At 68.7% G+C, this 19525-nt stretch carries 20 protein-coding genes and 1 tRNA gene; 9 read left to right on the forward strand and 12 right to left on the reverse strand.

The features are described 5' to 3' along the window. Window positions 1-78 precede the first annotated feature (78 nt). The 3 genes from SALMUC_RS16305 to SALMUC_RS16315 all read left to right on the forward strand — a co-directional run bounded on the left by SALMUC_RS16305 (window position 79) and on the right by SALMUC_RS16315 (window position 2088). Window positions 79-555, forward strand: a complete 477-nt coding sequence (locus tag SALMUC_RS16305) for an acyl-CoA thioesterase (protein ID WP_020038532.1) — start codon at window positions 79-81, stop codon at window positions 553-555. 107 nt (window positions 556-662) lie between these two features. After that, on the forward strand, window positions 663-1361 hold the full coding sequence (locus tag SALMUC_RS16310; protein ID WP_020038531.1) for a DUF1194 domain-containing protein: 699 nt from the start codon (window positions 663-665) through the stop codon (window positions 1359-1361). Between the two features lie 40 nt (window positions 1362-1401). Then, entirely contained in the window at window positions 1402-2088 is a 687-nt protein-coding gene (locus tag SALMUC_RS16315; protein WP_084514017.1) for a hypothetical protein, read from the forward strand. Between the two features lie 52 nt (window positions 2089-2140). On the opposite strand, the gene SALMUC_RS16320 is transcribed toward SALMUC_RS16315, so the two are convergent. The 3 genes from SALMUC_RS16320 to SALMUC_RS16330 form a co-directional block, all read right to left on the reverse strand. Then, the gene (locus SALMUC_RS16320; protein ID WP_020038529.1) at window positions 2141-2338 is read right to left on the reverse strand and encodes a CsbD family protein; all 198 of its coding nucleotides are present in this window, start codon (window positions 2336-2338) and stop codon (window positions 2141-2143) included. Between the two features lie 70 nt (window positions 2339-2408). Continuing rightward, entirely contained in the window at window positions 2409-2816 is a 408-nt protein-coding gene (locus SALMUC_RS16325; RefSeq protein ID WP_020038528.1) for a c-type cytochrome, read from the reverse strand. An 87-nt stretch (window positions 2817-2903) separates the two neighbouring features. After that, a complete protein-coding gene (locus SALMUC_RS16330) occupies window positions 2904-4415 on the reverse strand; it encodes a hypothetical protein (RefSeq protein WP_020038527.1) in 1512 nt (503 codons plus the stop codon). A gap of 270 nt (window positions 4416-4685) precedes the next feature. On the opposite strand from SALMUC_RS16330, the gene SALMUC_RS16335 reads away from it, so the two are divergent. Next, window positions 4686-6713, forward strand: coding sequence for a S8 family serine peptidase (locus SALMUC_RS16335; protein WP_020038526.1), 2028 nt, complete (start codon window positions 4686-4688; stop codon window positions 6711-6713). A gap of 110 nt (window positions 6714-6823) precedes the next feature. Here the strand turns inward: SALMUC_RS16335 and SALMUC_RS16340 are convergent, their stop codons facing one another. Beyond that, on the reverse strand, window positions 6824-7954 hold the full coding sequence (locus tag SALMUC_RS16340; protein WP_156883539.1) for a phosphatase PAP2 family protein: 1131 nt from the start codon (window positions 7952-7954) through the stop codon (window positions 6824-6826). 207 nt (window positions 7955-8161) lie between these two features. Here SALMUC_RS16340 and SALMUC_RS16345 point away from each other — a divergent pair, with 207 nt between their 5' ends. Continuing rightward, a complete protein-coding gene (locus SALMUC_RS16345; RefSeq protein ID WP_245584717.1) occupies window positions 8162-9730 on the forward strand; it encodes an AfsR/SARP family transcriptional regulator in 1569 nt (522 codons plus the stop codon). Window positions 9731-9809: 79 nt separating this feature from the next. Here SALMUC_RS16345 and SALMUC_RS16350 read toward each other — a convergent pair whose 3' ends face one another. Then, window positions 9810-9992: a hypothetical protein gene (locus SALMUC_RS16350; RefSeq protein WP_020038523.1), complete on the reverse strand. Its 183-nt coding sequence runs from the start codon at window positions 9990-9992 to the stop codon at window positions 9810-9812. Window positions 9993-10224: 232 nt separating this feature from the next. Here SALMUC_RS16350 and SALMUC_RS16355 point away from each other — a divergent pair, with 232 nt between their 5' ends. After that, window positions 10225-10983 (forward strand): HpcH/HpaI aldolase family protein, encoded by a 759-nt coding sequence (locus SALMUC_RS16355; RefSeq protein WP_020038522.1) that lies wholly within the window; start codon window positions 10225-10227, stop codon window positions 10981-10983. Between the two features lie 25 nt (window positions 10984-11008). On the opposite strand, the gene SALMUC_RS16360 is transcribed toward SALMUC_RS16355, so the two are convergent. Continuing rightward, window positions 11009-11085, reverse strand: a tRNA-Arg gene (locus SALMUC_RS16360). A gap of 69 nt (window positions 11086-11154) precedes the next feature. After that, window positions 11155-11466 carry an ETC complex I subunit gene (locus SALMUC_RS16365; protein ID WP_021120525.1) on the reverse strand — a complete coding sequence of 104 codons (312 nt, stop codon included), beginning with the start codon at window positions 11464-11466 and terminating at the stop codon, window positions 11155-11157. Between the two features lie 380 nt (window positions 11467-11846). On the opposite strand from SALMUC_RS16365, the gene uvrB reads away from it, so the two are divergent. Then, window positions 11847-14042 (forward strand): excinuclease ABC subunit UvrB, encoded by a 2196-nt coding sequence (gene uvrB / locus SALMUC_RS16370; protein WP_020038520.1) that lies wholly within the window; start codon window positions 11847-11849, stop codon window positions 14040-14042. A gap of 6 nt (window positions 14043-14048) precedes the next feature. On the opposite strand, the gene SALMUC_RS16375 is transcribed toward uvrB, so the two are convergent. After that, complete coding sequence (locus SALMUC_RS16375; RefSeq protein WP_020038519.1) at window positions 14049-14321, reverse strand: hypothetical protein; 273 nt, start codon at window positions 14319-14321, stop codon at window positions 14049-14051. Window positions 14322-14346: 25 nt separating this feature from the next. Beyond that, window positions 14347-14649 carry an I78 family peptidase inhibitor gene (locus SALMUC_RS16380; RefSeq protein WP_020038518.1) on the reverse strand — a complete coding sequence of 101 codons (303 nt, stop codon included), beginning with the start codon at window positions 14647-14649 and terminating at the stop codon, window positions 14347-14349. Window positions 14650-14745: 96 nt separating this feature from the next. Between SALMUC_RS16380 and SALMUC_RS16385 the strand changes: the two genes are divergently transcribed. Further along, the gene (locus tag SALMUC_RS16385; RefSeq protein ID WP_020038517.1) at window positions 14746-15024 is read left to right on the forward strand and encodes a hypothetical protein; all 279 of its coding nucleotides are present in this window, start codon (window positions 14746-14748) and stop codon (window positions 15022-15024) included. 8 nt (window positions 15025-15032) lie between these two features. Further along, window positions 15033-15428 carry a hypothetical protein gene (locus SALMUC_RS16390; protein WP_020038516.1) on the forward strand — a complete coding sequence of 132 codons (396 nt, stop codon included), beginning with the start codon at window positions 15033-15035 and terminating at the stop codon, window positions 15426-15428. A 33-nt stretch (window positions 15429-15461) separates the two neighbouring features. Here SALMUC_RS16390 and parE read toward each other — a convergent pair whose 3' ends face one another. The 3 genes from parE to thyX all read right to left on the reverse strand — a co-directional run bounded on the left by parE (window position 15462) and on the right by thyX (window position 19488). Further along, window positions 15462-17420: a DNA topoisomerase IV subunit B gene (gene parE, locus SALMUC_RS16395; protein WP_020038515.1), complete on the reverse strand. Its 1959-nt coding sequence runs from the start codon at window positions 17418-17420 to the stop codon at window positions 15462-15464. A gap of 261 nt (window positions 17421-17681) precedes the next feature. After that, window positions 17682-18281 carry an outer membrane protein gene (locus SALMUC_RS16400; RefSeq protein WP_020038514.1) on the reverse strand — a complete coding sequence of 200 codons (600 nt, stop codon included), beginning with the start codon at window positions 18279-18281 and terminating at the stop codon, window positions 17682-17684. A gap of 301 nt (window positions 18282-18582) precedes the next feature. Next, the gene (gene thyX / locus SALMUC_RS16405; RefSeq protein WP_020038513.1) at window positions 18583-19488 is read right to left on the reverse strand and encodes an FAD-dependent thymidylate synthase; all 906 of its coding nucleotides are present in this window, start codon (window positions 19486-19488) and stop codon (window positions 18583-18585) included. Between the last annotated feature and the right edge of the window lie 37 nt (window positions 19489-19525).

The raw sequence follows: 19525 nt of genomic DNA on the forward strand, positions 1-19525 counted from the left end.
GGCCGGGCCCCGAGGCGCGGCGCGCTTGCGCGGTGCTCTACCGGGTGGCAAGAGGTTCGGAAAGCAAGGAGCGCGCGCATGGATCCCCGCAAACTGGAAATGACGGTGCTGATGACGCCGGACATGGCGAACTTCAGCGGCAAGGTGCACGGCGGCGCGCTGCTCAACCTGCTGGACCGTGTCGCCTTTTCCTGTGCCTCGCGGTTCTCGGGAAGCTACGCGGTGACGCTCTCGGTCGACCAGGTGATCTTCAAGGAGCCGATCAACGTGGGCGAACTGGTGACCTTCCGCGCCAGCGTGAACCACGCCGGCCGCACCTCGATGGAGATCGGCATCCGCGTCGAGGCCGAGGACATCCGCGCCGGAACGCGGCGGCACACGAACTCGTGCTACTTCACGATGGTCGCCATGGGCGATGACGGCAAGCCGGCCGAGGTGCCCGAGCTGCGGATCCTGACCGAGGGCGAGGGCCGCCGCCAGCGCGCTGCCGAGGTCCGGCGGCAGCTGCGGCGGCAATTTTCCGAGGAGATGCGTCGGGCCTCCGAGGGCAGCTGAAGGCCGCGCCCACGCGACCTCACGTTTTCGCCAGCACCCCTCCCGGTGCTTCGCAGGTGAGGCATGTGCGGCTAGCCTTGGCACGACCCTGCCCACGGGAGATCGCCATGCGCCGCCTGATCCTTGCCCTCTGCCTGCTCGCCCCGCCGGTGTCGGCGCAGGACACCGACCTGGAGCTCGTGCTGCTGGCCGATGCCTCCGGCTCGATCTCGCCACGCGAGCTGATGTTCCAGCGCGAGGGCTATGCCCAGGCCATCACCGACCCCGAGGTGCTGGCCGCCATCGGCAACACGGCCTACGGCGAGATCGCGGTCACCTACGTGGAGTGGGCCGCCAACCAGGCGCAGGTCGTGGACTGGACGCGCATCGCGGGGGCGGCCGACGCCGAGGGCTTTGCCGCCGAACTGCTCGACAAGCCGCGCCAGGCTTACGGGCGCAACGCCATCGGCTCGGCGCTGCTCGAGGGGTTGCGACTGATGGAGCGCAACGAGATCGACGGCTGGCGCCGTGTCATCGACTTTTCCGGCGACAGTGCGAACAACTGGTCCGGCCCCTCGATCGCGGAGGCCCGTGCGCAGGTGCTGGCGGCCGGGGTGACCATAAACGCGCTTCCGATCCTGCGCCCTGACGATCCGGGCCGCGCGCAGGGCGGGCTCGAGGCGCTTTACGAGGACCGCATCATCGGCGGCATGGGCGCCTTCGTCGTGACGGCCGAGGATCGCGACAGTTTTGCCGAGGCGGTCAAGCGCAAGCTCATCCTCGAGATTTCGGGCACGATGCCGCGCCAACTCGCCACGACGGAGTAGGGGCTTGATCGCGGCCAAGGTTCGCGGTGGGATGGGCGTCATGCGCTGGATGTCCCTCTGCCTCTGCCTGATTGTCCTCGCCGCCTGCGGTCGGCCGCTGACGGTCAACGAACGTGCCTTCGCCGCGGCGATTCAGGGCGATGACACCAACCTGTCCCGCGTTCGCTTCCACGACGGCCTAGCGGCCGGCTCGGTGACCTATCGCCGGCCGATCCGGCCGCGGCTGACCTGCATGGAGCGCATCTGGCCGCCGTCGCAGGGCGAGGTCGTGACGGTCGCGCCGGGGGCCATGGCGCTCTTCAACCACGTCTTCTACCGCGAGGACCTCTATCTCGAGGACTACATGGCGGCCTACCCGGAGGCGGTCGACCTCTATGCCGCGATGCTCATGGCGCACGAGATGACGCATGTCTGGCAGTGGCAGAACCGGCGCCTGACGGGCTATTCGCCGCTGAAGGCGGCGACCGAGCACGGGGTGTCCGAGGATCCCTACCTCTTCGATCCGGACACGCGGGCGAGCTTCCTCGATCACGGCTTCGAACAGCAGGGCGCCATCGTCGAGGAATACGTCTGCTGTCACCTGCTCGACCCCGAGGCGCCGCGGACCTCGCGGCTGCGCGACATGATCTCCGAGGTCATGCCGGTGGCGGGCCTCGAGGAGGCGCTGCGGGCGCCCGACGTCTACATCCCCTGGAAGGACGCCAAAACCGAGCGCATCTGCCGCTGACACGAAAACGGGGCCACGCGGGCCCCGGCGTCGATGCTCTGAACGGTGCCGATTACAGCGAGTTCTGCCACTCGGCCACTTCGCGTTCGGCCTGTTCGCGGGCGACGCCGTAGCGTTCCTGCACGAGGCCGATGAGCTGCTCGCGGTCGCCCTTGGCCTGCTGCACCTCGTCCTCGGTCAGCTCGCCCCAGCGCGCGCGGGCGGTGCCCACCATTTGCGTCCAGTTGCCCTTGATCTGGTCCCAGTTCATGTCGGAGCCTCCTTGGCTTGAATTCTGATGAAGCAACATGTGGCGCCGGTCTGAGGTTCCACCCGGGGCATCATTCCCGACGCTGGATTTCCAGCAGGTAGCTCACGATATCGACAGCGGGCCGCGAGGTCAGCACCGGCTGGCCGCCCGGCGTCTTGATCGGGACGTCGAAACCGGACTCGAAGTAGTCCCCGTAGACCGGCATCGGCGAGCCGTGGCTGACCAGCGGATCGCGGCCGTCGATGCGCTTGACCACGCGCTCGAGCGGGAAGGTGCCTCCGTTGGCAGCGGTGAGCTCGGTCAGGTTCACCGGCTTGATCAGGAGCACGCCCGCCATCGGCCCTTCGCCCCGGCCTTCGAGCCCGTGGCAGGTGGCGCAATGCTGGTGGTAGAGCGCGCGGCCCACGTCGGCGTCCTGGGCGGCGCCGGGACCCGCGGTGGCAAGCAACATGGCAAGACAGGCAATGGCGTGGCGCATGGGGTGGTCCTCCGGCAATGTGGGCCAAGCCTGACAGCTTGCACGCGCCTTGGCCTTGATCGGCATCAAGGCGGGTGTGGCGGGCATTCACACCACCTCGAGATGGGCTCCGTTGCGCGATGCCTCGAGGGGCCAGGGTGCAAGGCGGCCGTCGATGCGCAGCGTGGCGTGGCTGTGTCCCGTGGCGCGCGCCTGCGCCGAGAGCGCGACCGCGCGGCCGTCGAAGTCGGTGAAGTCCAGCGACAGCGTGTCGCCCGTGGTCTCGATCCAGGCGCGGAGGGTCTGCAGAGCAAGTGCCTCGCCAAGGCGCAGGTCCTGGTGGTTCTCGGCCTGGAACCAGCCACCGCTCGCGGCGCGGGCAAGCGCGATGTCTGCCGCCAGCCGGTCGGCCTCGGCCGCGATGTCGAGCGCGCCTGCAGCCAGATGAAGCGGACGGGGCCCGGCGGGCCGGGCGGTGTCGAAGAGCGCCTTGAGCACGGTGCTCAGCGCCCCGGCGATGGCCACCTGCGTTGCGGCGTCGTTGCGATGGGGGGCAGGGGCCCCGGTGCCGGATGCGGGCAGGAGCAGAACCTCGTCGAAGCGGCCCGAGCGCCCGTCGGCCGCGTTGCGGCGGGCGATCCAGTGCAGCAGGTTGGGCGCGCCCCGCGCGAGATCCTCGAACGCCGCCTCCAGCGGCGTCTCGCCGCGGCCGGCCATGAGTTTCGGGCGGTGGGCTTGAAGGACGGTGAAACGCGCGGCGTGAACGTCGGGCCGGCTGATCCGGTCGCGGCGGCCGACCTGAGAGAGCGCGCAGGCGGCCGCGCGATCGGCGGTCCTTGCCATGAGCGCCAGCAACTGCTGCGCGGTCATCGGTGCGGGGCCGCCGATCCGGTCGAGGCCCGGGTCGAAGGGGGTTCCGCGCGCGAGGCAGGCCAGGGCCGCGGCAAAGTGCGCGCGGCTGGGATGCGCGCCGCGCAGATGGGCCATCAGAGCCAGCGGCGTGGCGAGGGCCGGGGCCCCCTGTCCGGGCAGGCCGGGCAGGGTCAGCGCGGCGCCGGTGCCGGCCCGCAGATGCTCGACCCAGTGCGACATCGGGGCATCCTCGGACGGGCGCGGCGGGACGCAGGCCTCGGGGTCGTCGCACCTGATGGCGTGAAGCCTCGAGACGGTGTTTTCCGGGCAGCCGTGGGCCAGCGGCCCGCGGAAGAGCGAGCGCAGGGTCAGCTGGCCATCGCCATTGAGCCGCAGGGCCCGGCGATGACCAGCCTCTCCCCCGGTTCCGGCCCGGGAGCGGGAGGCCGAAACCGGGACGGCCGCGCCGGTGGGCGGCGTCGGGCCGTCGAACCACGACAGGCTGCGCAGCTCGCACAGCAGTTCGTGCAGGGTGAACCGCGTGGCGCCGTCCACCCAGATCGCATGGTGCGGATCGCTCATGGCGGCGAAGGGCACATCGCGCACCAGCGAGAGGGCATAGAGCTCGGCCATCTCGGCGGCCAGCTCGGCCGGCCCCGGATCGGGCGGTGCCGGAAGGCTCAGCGGACCGAGGGCCGGTTCGCCGCGGCTGCGGCCGCCGTCGATGACGCGCAGCGCCGGTCTTTCGGTTTCCATGCGGATGGTCATGGCGCATCCCCTGTCTGTCACGACGCCGGTTTGCCCGGCGCTTGGTATTGACGAAACGTAAACAGAAGCTGCCATGCCAGCGTGAACGCAGCGTGAGCAGGTCGTGACTGCTCGGTGAGTCCCGCGCAATTTCGTTAAGGTTTTCCGGTGTCGCGTGCCGTTCGGCCCGTGAATAACGCGCAATCCTGCCGCGTTTGCTTGACCGGCAGTCGCCGGCGCGGCTTTGCTTTCGGAGACGCGCCCTGTCCGTGCGCCCAAGGAGCCCGCCCGATGCCCCAGCCGACCTGGACCGCCCCCGAACCCGGCGACTTTCGCGACGCCTATCTGGATTTCGGCTGGATGATGCGCCAGCGCCGCCAGCCGGCACCGGGCCGGGATGTCTTCGAGCCCGCCTTCGTCCGGCTCAAGGGAGACGATCTGCCCGCCGCGCGGGCCGCGCTGCTGGACCTCGTGCGGGATGGGGCAGGGGACTCGCCGCTGCGGATGGAGCCGTTCGAGCGCGCGGTGCTGGAGGCGCGCTGCACGCCGGGCGCCGATCCGGATGAGGGGCTGCCGGACGAGTATGCGCTCTATCGTCGCCTGGGCACGCCGGACGCGGCGCATGCCGATCTCTTCGAGGTGCTCGACACCGGCAGACCGGTCGCGCTGCGCCCCGACGACGTGCCGCGCGCCCAGCCTTCGACGCGGCAGGCCGCTGCCGCGCACAAGGTGCAGCCCATCGTCGCGATCATCGACGACGGCATCGCCTTCCTGAACGCCCGGTTCCGCAGCGCGCCGACGCGCACGCGGCTTCACGCGGTCTGGCTGCAGGCGCTGGAACGCGCGGGTCCCGCACAGGGGGCGCACCTGGGCGAAGTCCTGGAGGCGGCCGAGATCGATGCGATGCTCGCGCGCGGCGCGGCGCTGGACGAGACCGGGGTCTATGCCGAGACGAATGCCCGGCTGATCCGTCACGATGCGCGGCGTTCGACCGGTCACGGCACCAGCCACGGCACGCACATGCTCGACCTCGCCGCCGGTGCCGATCCGGCCGACCCGGAGGACCCGGCGCGCGACTGGCCGCTGCTGGCCGTCCAACTTCCGCCGCAGGCGGTGGCCGACACTTCGGGCACCCGGTTCGAGAGCTACATGGTGCAGGCCCTCCGTTGGATCCTGCGCCGGGCGCAGGAGATCGACCCGAGGGCCCCGGTGATCGTCAACATCTCGATGGGGATCCTCGCAGGGCCCAAGGATGGCACGCGCTTTGCCGAGTACCAGATCGCGCGCGAGGCGGCGAACTGGGAGCGCGTCAAGGGACAGCCCGTGCGGGTGGTTCATGCCTTCGGCAACAACCACGAGGACCGGCTGGTGGCGCGCTTCGACTATGCGAAGGCCGAGAGCCGCAGCGCGACGGATCAGTCGATCACCTGGGCCGTGCAGCCCGGCGACCAGACGGAGAGCTATGTCGAGATCCGCACCGCGCCCGGCCAGTCGTCCGAGGCGCTGGACATCGCGGTGACGACACCCGAGGGCCTGTCGTCGGACTTCGTGCCGCTGCCGGCCGGGCAGTGGCGCAGCCTGCAGTTGGCAGGAGAGACGGTGGGACGGCTCTACCACGTGCCCGAGCGGCGGCTGGACGACCAGACCGTGCAGCGGGCGCATTACGTCATGGCGCTGGGTCCGACCGAGAGTTGCCACGGCGAGCCGCTTGCCCCGGCCGGGCGTTGGGGCCTGGCTTGCCGGTATCGCGGCGCGGCGCCCATGACGGTGCACCTGCAGGTGCAGCGCGACGACGCGCCCGCAGGCGCGCGTGCGGAGGCGCGGCAGAGCTACTTCGACAGTCCCGAGGCCTATGGCTGGTCGGCACTCCATGCCGACTACAGCGCGCTGCAGGCGGATTCGCCGATCCGTCACGAGGGCGCGCATTCCGCGCTGGTGACGGCGCCGGCGCGGCAGGTCTTTTCGGCTGGTGCGGCGCGTGTCGATACGGAGGCCGCGGACTTCCCGCCATCGGATTACAGCGCCGCCGGCGCGGACTGGTCGGTGCCGGGGCCCACCGTCGGGACCGTCGCCGACCGCAGCCGCGTGCTGCCCGGACGCGTGGCCTCGGGCACGCTGAGCGGCAGCGTGCGGACCGTGGGCGGAACCAGTGCAGCGGCCGCGCGGCTGACCCGCGCGCTGGCCCTCTCGGCCGCAAGGATCACGCATGTCGGCGGTCGCGGAACGCAACTCGATGATTTCGACTGGGACCGCGTCGGGCGCATCCCGGTGCCGGAGGGGCGGGCGGCGCGCCTCCGGGACTGGATCGTCTGGTCCTGACGTCCGTTGCGGCGAACGCGTTCCCGGAAAACACATCGGGCCGGAGCAGAAGCTCCGGCCCACTCGTTAAACGGGGCCGGCGATCCGGCCCCCACGGGTTAAACCCGGTCTCACCCCTCGGCCTTGGCTGCGCGCCACATCTCCCCCAGCCAATAGGGGACGCCGTCGGTGTCGAATTCGATTTCCTGCTCTTCAATGCAGTCCTGTGCTTCGAGTTCCGAAGCTAGGAGCCCGAGGTTGAAATCTCCTTTATAGCGGTCGCCGTGAAACACCCGCTTCGTGGTCTTGCCGGTCCCGTCCAGCAGGTTGACCAGCGCCTCGGCGAGGGTCAGGCCCAGCACGGCGCCGGCCATGCTGTCGGTGGGGAAATGCACGCCGGCCACGGTGCGGTTGGCCGCGATCCGGGCCGAGTGGCGGTAGAACAGGCTGCCCTCGTTCACCGCCGCGGAGGGCGCGAAGGGCACGTCCGTGAAGAGCCGCATGAGCAGCGTGGCCACGGCGGCGCTTTCGGTGGCATGCCCGCTGGGCCACGAGCCGTGCCCCGGCGTCTGGATGATCGGCTGCACCTCGTAGGCCAGTGCGATGGGGCGGGGGACGTCGAAGGCCATCTTGAGCGGCATCTCGAGCTTGGTGCAAAGCCGCAGCATCGCCCCGGTCATCCAGTGCGTCCATTTCGTCGCCTCCGGGTGCATGTAGCCCATCGCCCCGAAAAACGACGCGATGTCAGAGGTCTGCACCTGGATCTCGGCCAGCCGGTCGAGCCGCAGGTCGGCGGCGGCGCGCAGGTGGTGAAGCTGGTGCTCCTTCAGCAAGGCGACAGAGGGCTTGCGCATCTCGACAAGCGTCTGACCAAGGAAGGTGAGCCGGGCCACGTCGTTCGCCGTTTCGCTGCTGGCCATCTCGATGCCGAAGGGCGCGCCGATGGCCTGGTCCAGCACCGCACGGCGGGGAAAGGAATCGAGCCGCTGGAAGGCCGCCCAGCTGTCCTGTCCCTCGGTCGAGGGATCGCGCGTTGCGCTGCCGTCCCAGTAGCCAAGCGTGCCGTCGCGCGCATTGGCAAGCGCGAGGCTGAGATAGGGCGATGCCGGGCTGCCGGCGTGGGCCTGCCCGCCCTGCGCACCCAAGCCGCCCTGGGCACCCTGTGCCCCCTGCGCTCCCTGTGCGCCTTGAGCCCCCTGTGCGCCCTGTGCACCTTGCGCGCCCTGGGCTCCCTGTGCGCCCTGCGCTCCGAAAACAGTCATGAAAAGTCTCCGACAAATGCCGCGAATATAAGCAGGTTTATCGGTTTTCATGACTTTTTCGTCAAAGACTATCGGACATGGCCCCGCCAAATTGCGGGCAATTCACGAGCGTTGCCGCGCAGTTGAACCGGTGCTACCGTCTTGACGCTGGGTAACGATGGAATACGGGCCCCCATGTCCGGACAGGCGAGTCATCTGCATATTTCGATGGCCGGGCCGCTTCGGCTGGCCGGGCCGGACGGTGCGTGCCTGACGCCACAGGGGGCCAAACACCAGGGCGTGATCGCCCTTCTGGCGCTCAGCCCCGAGATGCAACGCCCCCGCCGGTGGATCGAGGACAAGCTGTGGTCGACCTTCGGTCCGGAACAGGCCTCGGCCAATCTGCGGCAGGCACTCAGCAAGCTGCGGCGCGCGCTGGGCGATCAGGGCGACATCCTGCGTGCCGACCGCGGCAGCGTCTCGCTCGACCGCGCGCGGGTGCAGGTCGACGTCCTCGAGGCGGGCTTCTGCATCGACGACGGGCACGACCTGCTCGAGGGTCTGGACGTGCGCGATCCCGAGTTCGAGGACTGGCTGCGTGCCGAACGCTCGCGTTTCGAGGCGCGGACCGAGGCGGCGCGCCCGGGCATGCCCCGTGGCCTGCTGATGCACTGCCGAACCGATACCTATGGCATGGGGGCGGGCCGTGTGCTGGGCGACATCCTCGCCAACCGCATCGGCGAGAACATCGCCGAGCAGGTGCGGGCCTGGCGCCGGGCCGGCCGCCCGGTCGAGGCCGGCGACGAAGACCGCGGCGACCTGGAGATCACCTGTGACCTGCTCGAGACCGAAGGCGGGCTCAACGCCTTCATCAAGGTGCTGCATGAACCCTCGGGCCGGATCCTCTACTCCAAGCTGCAGGAGATCGACTCGGCCGATGCGGTGATCCGCTCGGACGAAGGCATCTCGGCCGTGATCTTCGAGGCCGCCGACCGCGTGCTGGGCCGCCTGCCGCTGGCGATGGACAATGCCCGCCCCGAGGCGCGGGCGACCGCGCTGGCGCGGCTCGCGCTCTACCGCATGTTCACCTTCCAGCCCGAGGCGCTGCGGGAGGCCGACAGCCTGCTGTGCCAGGCCATCGACGTGGATCGCAACGGCATCTACACCGCCTGGCGCAGCCTCGTGCGGACGATGCAGATGATCGAACTGCTCGAGCCTGACGGCCAGGCGCTGAACGAAGAGGCCCAGGAGCTGAACCGCGTCGCGCTCGAGCTGGCGGGCGACAACCCGCTTGTCCAGGCGGTGGTAAGCCAGGTGCGCGTGATGTCCTTCGCCGACGCGGCAGGCGGCATCGACCTTGCCGACCAGTCGGTCGAGCGCAATCCGGCCGGCGGTTTCGGCTGGCTGGCGCTTTCGGGCGCGCGGATGCTGGGCGGCGACCCGCGCGAGGCGCTTGCCGCTTCGACGCGCGCGCGCGCGATCGCGCGATACTCGCCCTTCAAGCACTGGTGGGATCTTTATCACTGCATCGTCAGCGTCGCCTGCAATCAGCCGCAGATGGCGATCGAGGCGGGCGAGTCCGCGGCTCGCTCGGCCCCCGCGCTGCGCCCGGCGCAACGACATCTTCTGGCGCTCTACGCGCTCGACGGACAGATCGACAAGGCGCGCGCCGTGGCTGAAAAGCTGAGCAAGATCGAACCGGGCTTCTCGCTGGACCGTTTCATCAACGATGACAGCTACCCGGTCCGCACCCTGCGCACCAAGGGCATGCTAGATCCGATCCGGGGCCTGCTATGATCATTCGCGGTACGATCTGAAAAGCGAGGGCCTCCGGCCCGCGCGCGCGGGCGCGGGCCGGTTCGGAATGCGACTGGCCCTAGCTTTGGCCGGGACCGCGCAGCTGCCGGACAGCCGCCTGAACCGACCGCCAGCTGCGGGCCTCGTCGATCTTGCCCTCGGCTTCCTTCTCCTGCGAACGGCGAGCGGCCTCGAACTCGGCCGAGTCGCCGTGTGCGCGATAGAGCGCGTGTGCGTATTCCGAGATCTGCATTGCATCCATGTCTGAATCCTCCCTTTCAGTCGACGGATGACACCCCTTTCTGCGGGGAGTCCGATCCTACACCGGAAACGGCTTTGGCGCGAGCCATGTTCCAAGAACCATGCCCGCGCTTGGGTCTTCCCCTGGGCGCGCGGCGGGCCTAGGCTGCGCGCAGAGGGAGGAAAGATCATATGATGCAAAAGGTTGAACGGTCCGGCATGCCGGCCGCGTTCCGGGCTGTGCGAGGCGCGCGATGGAGCTGAAACGGAACGCCTTCAAGGCCGCGCTGCGGGAGGGGCGGCGGCAGATCGGCCTGTGGTGCACGATTCCCGACAGTGGCGTGGTCGAGCTGCTGGCCGGCTGCGGCTACGACTGGCTGCTGATCGATACCGAGCATTCGCCGATGGACCCGGTGCAGACCATGCCGCTCATGCAGGCGGCGGCGCCCTATCCGGTGAGCGCGATGTGCCGCCCGGCCTGGAACGATGCCGTTCTCATCAAGAAACTGCTCGACTGCGGCGCCCAGTCGCTGCTCGTGCCGTTCGTCCAGAACGCCGAGGAAGCCGAGGCGGCCGTGCGCGCCACCCGCTATCCGCCGCACGGCATCCGGGGCGTCTCGGGCTGCACCCGCGCCAATGCATACGGCTCCGTCGCGGGCTATGCGAAACGGGCCGAGGAAGAGCTTTGCGTCATCCTGCAGGTCGAGACCGTCGAGGCGGTGGACCGCATCGAGGAGATCGCGCAGGTCGAGGGGGTGGATGGCATCTTTGTCGGGCCGGCCGACCTTGCGGCCTCCATGGGCCGCGTCGGCGAGCCGGCGCATCCCGAGGTCCGCGAGGCGGTGACCGAGGCGGTGCGCCGCATCCGCGCCGCCGGCCTGCCGCCGGGCGTGCTGTCGTCGGACCGCCCGCTGCTGGAGTCGGCCACCGAGGCTGGGGCGCAGTTCATCGCCGTTGGCGTGGACGCCGCGCTGCTGCGCAGGGGAGCGGCGGAACTGCGGGACAGCTGGTGACAGACTCAAGCGCCCGGCGCGCTTCTGGCGACCCCTCGAGGACTCGAACCCCGAACCTGCTGATTAGAAGTCAGCTGCTCTATCCAGTTGAGCTAAGGGGCCGCTCGGGCAAGCGATAGCGCAGGGCGGTCCGCTTGCACAGGGTCAAAAGGGGCCGGCCGGGGTGGGAGCCTAGTGCGTCCAGGCCGCCTTGCGATCGACCGCGAAATTCTCGGCGTAGCCGCGGGGCCGCACGTTGGCCTTGCGCTTGTGCGGCTCGGTCACCGTCGCGTCGATGCCGTGCTCCTTGGCGTAGGCCAGCGCGGCCTCTTTCGATTCGAAGCGCAGCTTGACCTGCGTCTGCGTATCGCCCGAAGAGGTCCAGCCCATCAAAGGGTCGACCGAGCGCGGCTCGCTGGCCGCGTATTCCAGGATCCAGTGTTTGGTCCTGGCCTGACCTGACGACATGGCCGTTCTTGCCGGGCGATAGATCCGTGCGCGCATGGAATCCCTCCTGAAGTCATCAGCGTTATCGGGGATTTGGACCCCGCGTGCAAGAGATCAAGGCACGCGGCCCGGCACGCTTTGCCGGCAATTGTGCGGAAGGGGCAAACAGGGCCGCGGCGCGCCGGGCCGCTGGGAGCGAGGGGTGGGAATCTGCGGCCGGTGCGCCGTCGAGCCAACTGTTTGCAGGCTCAAAGATACATTCGGCCCATGCCTTTCCCAAAGGAATTCGCGAGGGCAGGGCCGAAAGGCATCCGAAAGTCTTGGGCGCTGGCGTATATTCCGGCATCTGCCGCGCGGAGGGATCCGGGCCGGCGCGCCCCCTTGAATCTCGGGGGCGCGGGAACAACTCTGGGAAGCGCCACGAAAGGTCCGCCTCCATGCCCTATGCCCATTCCGACAAGTCCGAAGAAACGCTGCACGCGCAGGCGCCTGACGTCCGCAGCCGCGAGAAGCTGGAAGGCGGCAAGCGCTTCGTGATGCAGACCGAGTTCGCTCCGGCCGGCGACCAGCCGACGGCGATCACGGAACTCAGCGCGGGCGTGGGCGAGGGCGAGCGCAGCCAGGTGCTGCTGGGCGCGACCGGCACGGGCAAGACCTTCACCATGGCCAAGGTGATCGAGGAGACTCAGCGCCCGGCGATCATCCTTGCGCCGAACAAGACGCTGGCGGCGCAGCTTTACGGCGAATTCAAGCACTTCTTCCCCGACAACGCGGTCGAGTACTTCGTCAGCTACTACGATTACTACCAGCCCGAGGCCTACGTCCCGCGGTCGGACACCTATATCGAGAAGGAATCGCAGATCAACGAGCAGATCGACCGGATGCGCCACTCGGCCACCCGGGCGCTTCTGGAGCGGGACGACGTGGTCATCGTTGCCTCGGTTTCCTGCATCTACGGCATCGGCTCGGTCGAGACCTACGGCGCCATGACCCAGGACCTGCACGTCGGCAAGGAATACGACCAGCGCAAGGTCATGGCCGATCTCGTGGCGCAGCAGTACCGGCGCAACGACCAGGGCTTCCAGCGCGGGGCCTTCCGCGTGCGCGGCGATTCGCTCGAGATCTGGCCCGCCCACCTCGAGGATCGGGCGTGGCGGCTGTCGTTCTTCGGCGAGGAGCTGGAGGCGATCGACGAGTTCGACCCGCTCACGGGATCGAAGACCGGCAGCTTCGACCGGATCCGTGTCTATGCGAATTCGCACTACGTCACGCCGAAGCCGACGATGAATCAGGCCGTCGTGCAGATCAAGAAGGAGCTGCGCCAGCGGCTCGACCAGCTTGTCGGCGAGGGCAAGCTGCTGGAAGCGCAGCGGCTCGAGCAGCGCACCAACTTCGACCTCGAGATGCTCGAGGCCACGGGTGTCTGCAACGGCATCGAGAACTACTCGCGCTACCTCACGGGCCGCGCGCCGGGCGAGCCGCCGCCCACGCTCTTCGAGTTCATTCCCGACAACGCGATCGTCTTCGCGGACGAAAGCCACGTCTCGGTTCCGCAGATCGGCGCCATGTACAAGGGCGACTACCGGCGCAAGTTCACGCTGGCCGAGCACGGCTTCCGGCTGCCCTCCTGCATGGACAACCGCCCGCTGAAGTTCGAGGAATGGGACGCGATGCGCCCGCAGTCGGTCTTCGTCTCGGCGACCCCTGCGAACTGGGAGCTGGACCAGGCCGGCGGCGTCTTCACCGAACAGGTCATCCGCCCCACCGGCCTGCTGGATCCGAAGGTCGAGATCCGGCCCGTGGCGACGCAGGTGGACGACCTGCTCGACGAGATCCGCAAGGTCACCGCCGACGGCTACCGCACGCTCTGCACGGTGCTGACCAAGCGCATGGCCGAGGATCTGACCGAGTACCTGCACGAGCAGGGCGTCAAGGTGCGCTACATGCACTCGGACATCGACACGATCGAGCGGATCGAGATCCTGCGCGACCTGCGGCTCGGGGCTTTCGACGTACTGGTGGGCATCAACCTGCTGCGCGAGGGCCTCGATATCCCCGAATGCGGGCTGGTGGCCATTCTCGACGCCGACAAGGAGGGCTTCCTGCGCTCCGAGACCTCGCTCATCCAGACCATCGGGCGGGCCGCGCGGAACGCCGAGGGCCGGGTCATCATGTATGCCGACCGCGTGACCGGCAGCATGGAGCGCGCCATGGCCGAGACCGACCGTCGCCGCGCCAAGCAGATCGAGTACAACGAGCAACACGGGATCACGCCCGCCACGATCAAGAAGAACGTCGAGGACATCCTCTCCGGGCTCTACCAAGGTGACGTGGACATGAACCGCGTCACGGCGACCATCGACGACAAGCGTCAGGGCGCCAACATGCAGGCGGTGCTCGACGGGCTGCGCACCGACATGCGCAAGGCGGCCGAAAACCTCGAGTTCGAGGAGGCCGCCCGCCTGCGCGACGAGATCAAGCGGCTCGAGGCGGTCGATCTGGCCGTGGCCGACGACCCGCTCGCGCGGCAGCAAGCCGTGGAGAAGGCCTCGGAACAGGCGGTCAAATCCTCCGGGCGCTCCACCGCGGGCCGCCCCGGCCAGCGGGGCGGCAACGTCAAGCGCAAGCGCTGAGAGGGGTTAGCGTCTCGAGAGCAGGGCCACCAGCATGAGCAGCACGGCCGCGCCCACCAGCGCGGCCATCAGGATGGCGATGGCGCCTCCGGCGGCCAGCACGCCGATCCCGAGTGCCGCCAGCACGAAGGGCAGCGCCACCGCGCCGACCACGCCCATGACGAGGTAGAGCGCCTTGTTGCGGCCCGCGACGACGCCCGCGATGGCGCCCGACGCAAGGCCGACCAGTATGAGCAGCACGAACATGATCGTGCTCAGGGCCTCGAAAAACTCTTCCATGAAGATACCTTTCCGCTTCGGTCGCTTACCCGCAGGTGATGCGCAGCACGATTCCGTCTTCGTCGGTCTGGAAATTCACCCGCTGGGGCAGGTGCTCCATCGTGATGACCGTGCCCGGCGCCGTGACGCGGTAGGGCGTGCCCTCGGGCACCTCGATCGTGTCGGCGGGCTGACCGATGTATTGCTCGAAACGCTCGGGCTGGCAGGCGGTCTGGGCCGGGTCTTTCTTCATGTCGGTGTCCTTGGAGCGGGTCTCCCCCGACTCGACGGGCTGGCAGGCGGCCAGCAGCAGGACGGTCGGCAGGATTGCGATGCGGCTGGTCAGCATGGGTCCTCGGTGCAAAGGTCGCGGATGAAAGGATAACGCGCAGACCGGCAGAGTCCATCGCCGCGGCACTGCCTGCGACGTCCAACCGGAGGTCCGATGCTCGAACTCGAAGCCCATCACACGCATCTTTATCCCGGCGCCATGGGGCGCGTTCTTTCGGGCCGCCCGGACGACGGTCCGGTGATGCTCACCCTTGCCGACGGGGTGCGCGCCACCGGGCGGCTCGAGGGCGACCGCCTCTTGATCGAGGCGCACCGGACGGGACGCGGCACGCGGATCGCGGCCAAGGCCTGGCGGGTCGCCTTCGATGACGACGGCTTCCGTGTCACTGCCCGCGACACGCCGCCCGTCGACGGCAGCGGCGCTGCGGGCTAGGCTGGGCCATGCGTAAACGATTCCTCGTCCTGCTTCCGCTCATCGCGCTCACCGCTTGCGGCACGCCGCTGGAACGCTGCCTGCGCGAGGCCGCCGCGCCCTACCGCGACGCGCTGGAGGAGCGCGAGCGCATCGCCCGCGACCTCGGCCGCGGCTTCACCTACGAGACCGGGTTCGAGCGTGTCGTCACCCGCCGCTGGTGCCGCACCCAAAAGGGAACGCTCTACTACTGCCGCGAGACGAGCATGGAGCCGGTCACCCGCCGCGTGCCCATTGATGCAGACGCTCTGAGGGCGCGCGACGCCCAGCTTGCCCGCGACCTTCCGGCCCTCCGCCGCGCCGCGGCCGAGGACCAGGGACAGTGCCGTGCGGCCTTCCCGGTCGAGGAAGAGTTGCCGGAGTGATGCAGGCAGGGCGCGCAGCGCGCCCTGCGCCCTTCACACGTCGAGCTCTTCCACGAAGCGCGCGTTTTCCTGGATGTACTGGAACCGCAGCTCGGGTTTCTTGCCCATGAGCCGCTCCACGAGGTCGCCGGTCTCGCCCGGCTCGTCCTCGTCGATGGTGACGCGGATCAGCGTGCGGGTCGCCGGGTCCATCGTGGTTTCCTTGAGGTCCTTGGCATCCATCTCGCCCAGGCCCTTGAAGCGCTGCACGTCGATCTTGCCCTTGCCACCAAGCCCCTCGGCGAGCACGCGCTCCTTCTCGGCGTCGTCCGAGACGTAGATGCGTTTCGCGCCCTGCGTGAGGCGGTAGAGCGGGGGGCAGGCAAGGTAGAGATGCCCGCCGTCGATCAGCGGCCGCATCTGCGTGTAGAAGAAGGTCATCAGCAGCGAGGCGATATGCGCGCCGTCCACGTCGGCGTCGCACATGATGATGATCCGCTCGTAACGCAGGTCGTCGATGTTGAACTTGGTGCCCAGACCCACGCCGAGCGCCTCGCAGAGGTCGCGGATCTCGGCGTTCGAGGTCAGCTTGTTCGAGGCCGCGCCAAGCACGTTCAGGATCTTGCCCTTGAGCGGCAGCAGCGCCTGGCTTTCGCGGAACCGCGCGCCCTTGGCCGAGCCGCCCGCCGAATCGCCCTCGACGATGAAGATCTCGGTGCCTTCGCGGTTCTTGTTGGTGCAGTCGGTCAGCTTTCCGGGCAGGCGCAGCTTCTTGGTGGCCGACTTGCGCGCTGTCTCCTTCTCCTGCTTGCGCCGCAGACGCTCTTCCGAGCGCAGCACGAGAAAGTCGAGGATCGCGCCCGCGCTCTTGGTGTCGGCGGCGAGCCAGTTGTCGAAGTGGTCGCGGACCGCGCCCTCGACCAGCTTGGCGGCCTCGGTGGTTGCGAGCCGGTCCTTGGTCTGGCCCACGAACTCGGGCTCGCGGATGAAGCAGGAGACCAGCGCGCAGCCGCCGGTCACGAGGTCCTCGCGGGTGATCTGGCCGGCCTTCTTGTTGCCCACCAGCTCGCCGTAGGCGCGGATACCCTTGAGGATCGCGGCCCAGAAGCCCGCCTCGTGGGTGCCGCCCTCGGGGGTGGGCACGGTGTTGCAGTAGCTCTGCAGGAAGCCGTCGCGCGCGGGCGTCCAGTTGATCGCCCATTCCACCTTGCCGGGGGCGTTGAACTTCTCGCGGAACTCGACCGTGCCCGCGAAGGGCCGCTCGGCATAGGTCGAGGCGCCGCCCAGCGTCTCGGTCAGGTAGTCGGCAAGGCCCCCGGGGAAGTGGAAGGTCGCCTCGGTCGGCGTGTCGCCGTCCTCGATGGCGGATTTCCAGCGGATCTCGACCCCCGAGAAGAGATAGGCCTTGGAGCGCACCATCTTGAAGAGCCGCGCGGGCTTGAACCGGTGGTGGCTGAAGATCTCTTCATCCGCGTGGAAGGTCACCGTGGTGCCGCGCCGGTTGGGCGCCGCGCCCACCTGCTCGACCGGGCCCAGCGGCTTGCCGCGCGAGAAGCGCTGCTCGAAGAGGGCCTTGTTCCGCGCCACCTGCACGACCATCGAGTCGCTCAGCGCGTTCACCACCGAGGCGCCCACACCGTGCAGGCCGCCCGAGGTCTCGTAGGCCTTGCCCGAGAACTTGCCGCCGGCGTGCAGCGTGCAGAGGATCACCTCGAGCGCCGACTTGCCGGGAAACTTGGGGTGCGGATCGATCGGGATGCCGCGGCCGTTGTCGCGGATCATCACCGAGTGATCGGCCAGAAGCTCCACCTCGATGCGGTTGGCGTGGCCGGCGACGGCCTCGTCCATCGAGTTGTCCAGTACCTCGGCCACCATGTGGTGCAGCGCGCGGTCGTCGGTGCCGCCGATATACATGCCCGGGCGTTTGCGCACCGGCTCCAGTCCCTCGAGAACCTCGATGGAGGAGGCGTCATAATCGGGCGCGTCACTGGCGGCCAGAAGGTCGTCTGCCATGGAGTCCTGCTCGGTCTGGTCTGTTGATTGGGGCCGAGTATGACAGAGCGGGCAGGGCGGGGGAAGGTGCCTTGACCTCTCGGCGTGCCGCCACCGGGGCCTGTCGCGTCCGATGCCCATTGCAAGCCCATCGCCGGGGCGGGGGCGAACAGGAGACACAAAAAAAGGCCTCCGCCAATGCGGAAGCCGGACCGCGTCGCGACGCAGCGGGAAGCCCGCGCCCGGTGGATCCGGGCGCGGGNGCGGGGGGGGGGGCGTGGATCAGAAGCGGTAGTTCAGGCCCACGGTGGTCGTCGTTGCGTCGACCTCGAGATCGGTGTCGTCGAAGTCGTCGAACTTGTTGTAGGCCACTTCGCCGCTCACGGTGACGTTTTCGGTCACGAAGTGCTCGGCGCCGATGCCGACGTAGTAGCCGCCCGAGTCGCCCGGATCGATGTCATCGTCGTCGGTGAAGGCATGGGCGTAACCGCCGGTGCCGTAGACCATGGTGCGGCCGAGGTCATAGCCCGCGCGGCCGCCGATCTTGCCGATGCCATTGAGCGTCGCGCCGTCGCCCATCTCGATGTCGGCGCCGTCGTACTGCACGCCGCCGCCGGCGACCCAGTTGCCGAAGTCGTAGTCATAGAAGGCACGTGCGCCGTAGAGCGCGCCGTCGTCTTCGCTGTCGATCGGGTCGTCGGCGTCGAGGTTGCCGTAGCCCAGCTGCACACCGACCGAGGGGCCGGACCAGTCGTAGGTGGGCGTCGCTGCAACGGGTGCGACCGGGGCCGCGGGCGCCGGCTCGGGCTGGGCGGTGTCCAGCGAGCCCGCGAATGCGGGGGTGGCGAGGAAGGGGACGAGGATCAGCGGTTTGAAGGTCATGCTCTCTGCTCCTTTTGGTGTTCTCTGGACCGGCGCTTTGCCGGTCGCGTGGAGAAGGAACAGATGCGGGCGCGAGAGGCTCCATGCATCCCGGTCACATCATCGTGCTGTTGCGGAACAGGCACGGAAACGCCACGATTCCAAAGGTTTCGGCAGGATTTGGCGCAGCGTGAGAGAGTGTCGGCAGAGTTTGGCCGGCTGGCGTTACGTCAATGGAACCGTGGCGCGCTCCGGCTGCGTGCACCGTGGCATCGGGCGCGCGGCCAGAGGCGCCGCGCCTGCCCCGTTTGACGCCCTGATTTCAGCCGATGAGGCCCTGGAACTCGCGCCATTCGCCCTTGGACATGCCGGAGTTTTCCTGTGTCACCTCTTCACCCTTGAGCATCCGGCGGACGCACTCCAGGCCGGCAGCCGAGAGGGTGGCGCCGCCCATGCGGTAGTCTTCGAAGGCCCGGTAGGCGAAGGGCACCCAGTCCTTGACCATCTCGCAGATGGCATCGGCATAGACGCGGATCTCGTATTGCGCGTGGCTGTCGGCGCGCAGGCGCAGGAAGTGCAGCAGGTTGTGCAGATCCACCTTCCAGTACCATTGCGTGTAGATGTTCGCCGGCAGGTTCATCCGTGCCAGTTCCCGCGCGAGGCCGTCCTGTCCCTCGGTCGAGATCATCTCCTCGTAGTGGTCGTAGGCGCGCATCGCGTCGTCGCGCAGGTAGCGCAGCACGCGCTCGGCCTCCTCGCCCGTCAGCGCCGCGCCGCGACCCTGGTTGTTGACCGTCGACTGCGCCGCCAGTGCGTCTGCTTCGGGGATGTAGAACTCGCGGTCGAGGATCGAGTAGCGCGCGGAGTACTCGTTCACGTTGGCGGTGCGGTGGCGGATCCACTGACGCGCCACGAAGACCGGCAGCTTCACATGCAGCTTGATCTCGCACATCTCGAAGGGCGTCGAGTGCCAGTGCCGCATCAGGTAGCGGATCAGCCCCTCGTCGTTCGAGACGCTCTTGGTGCCGCGTCCGTAGCTGACCCGCGCCGCCTGGGTGATCGCCGCGTCGTCGCCCATGTAGTCGACCACCCGCACGAAGCCGTGGTCCAGCACCGGCCGCGCGTGGTAGAGATGCGCCTCCATCCCGGGCGAGACCGCGCGCAGGGTCTGCTGCGGCTGGCTGCGCAGCTCTTCGATTTCGGCCTGCTGGTCGGGCGAGAGGGGCATGGACGAATCCCTTTCCACTAGATGAGTCGTTCGCGAA

It is taken from the genome of Salipiger mucosus DSM 16094, from assembly GCF_000442255.1.
GTDB classification, from domain to species: Bacteria; Pseudomonadota; Alphaproteobacteria; order Rhodobacterales; family Rhodobacteraceae; genus Salipiger; species Salipiger mucosus.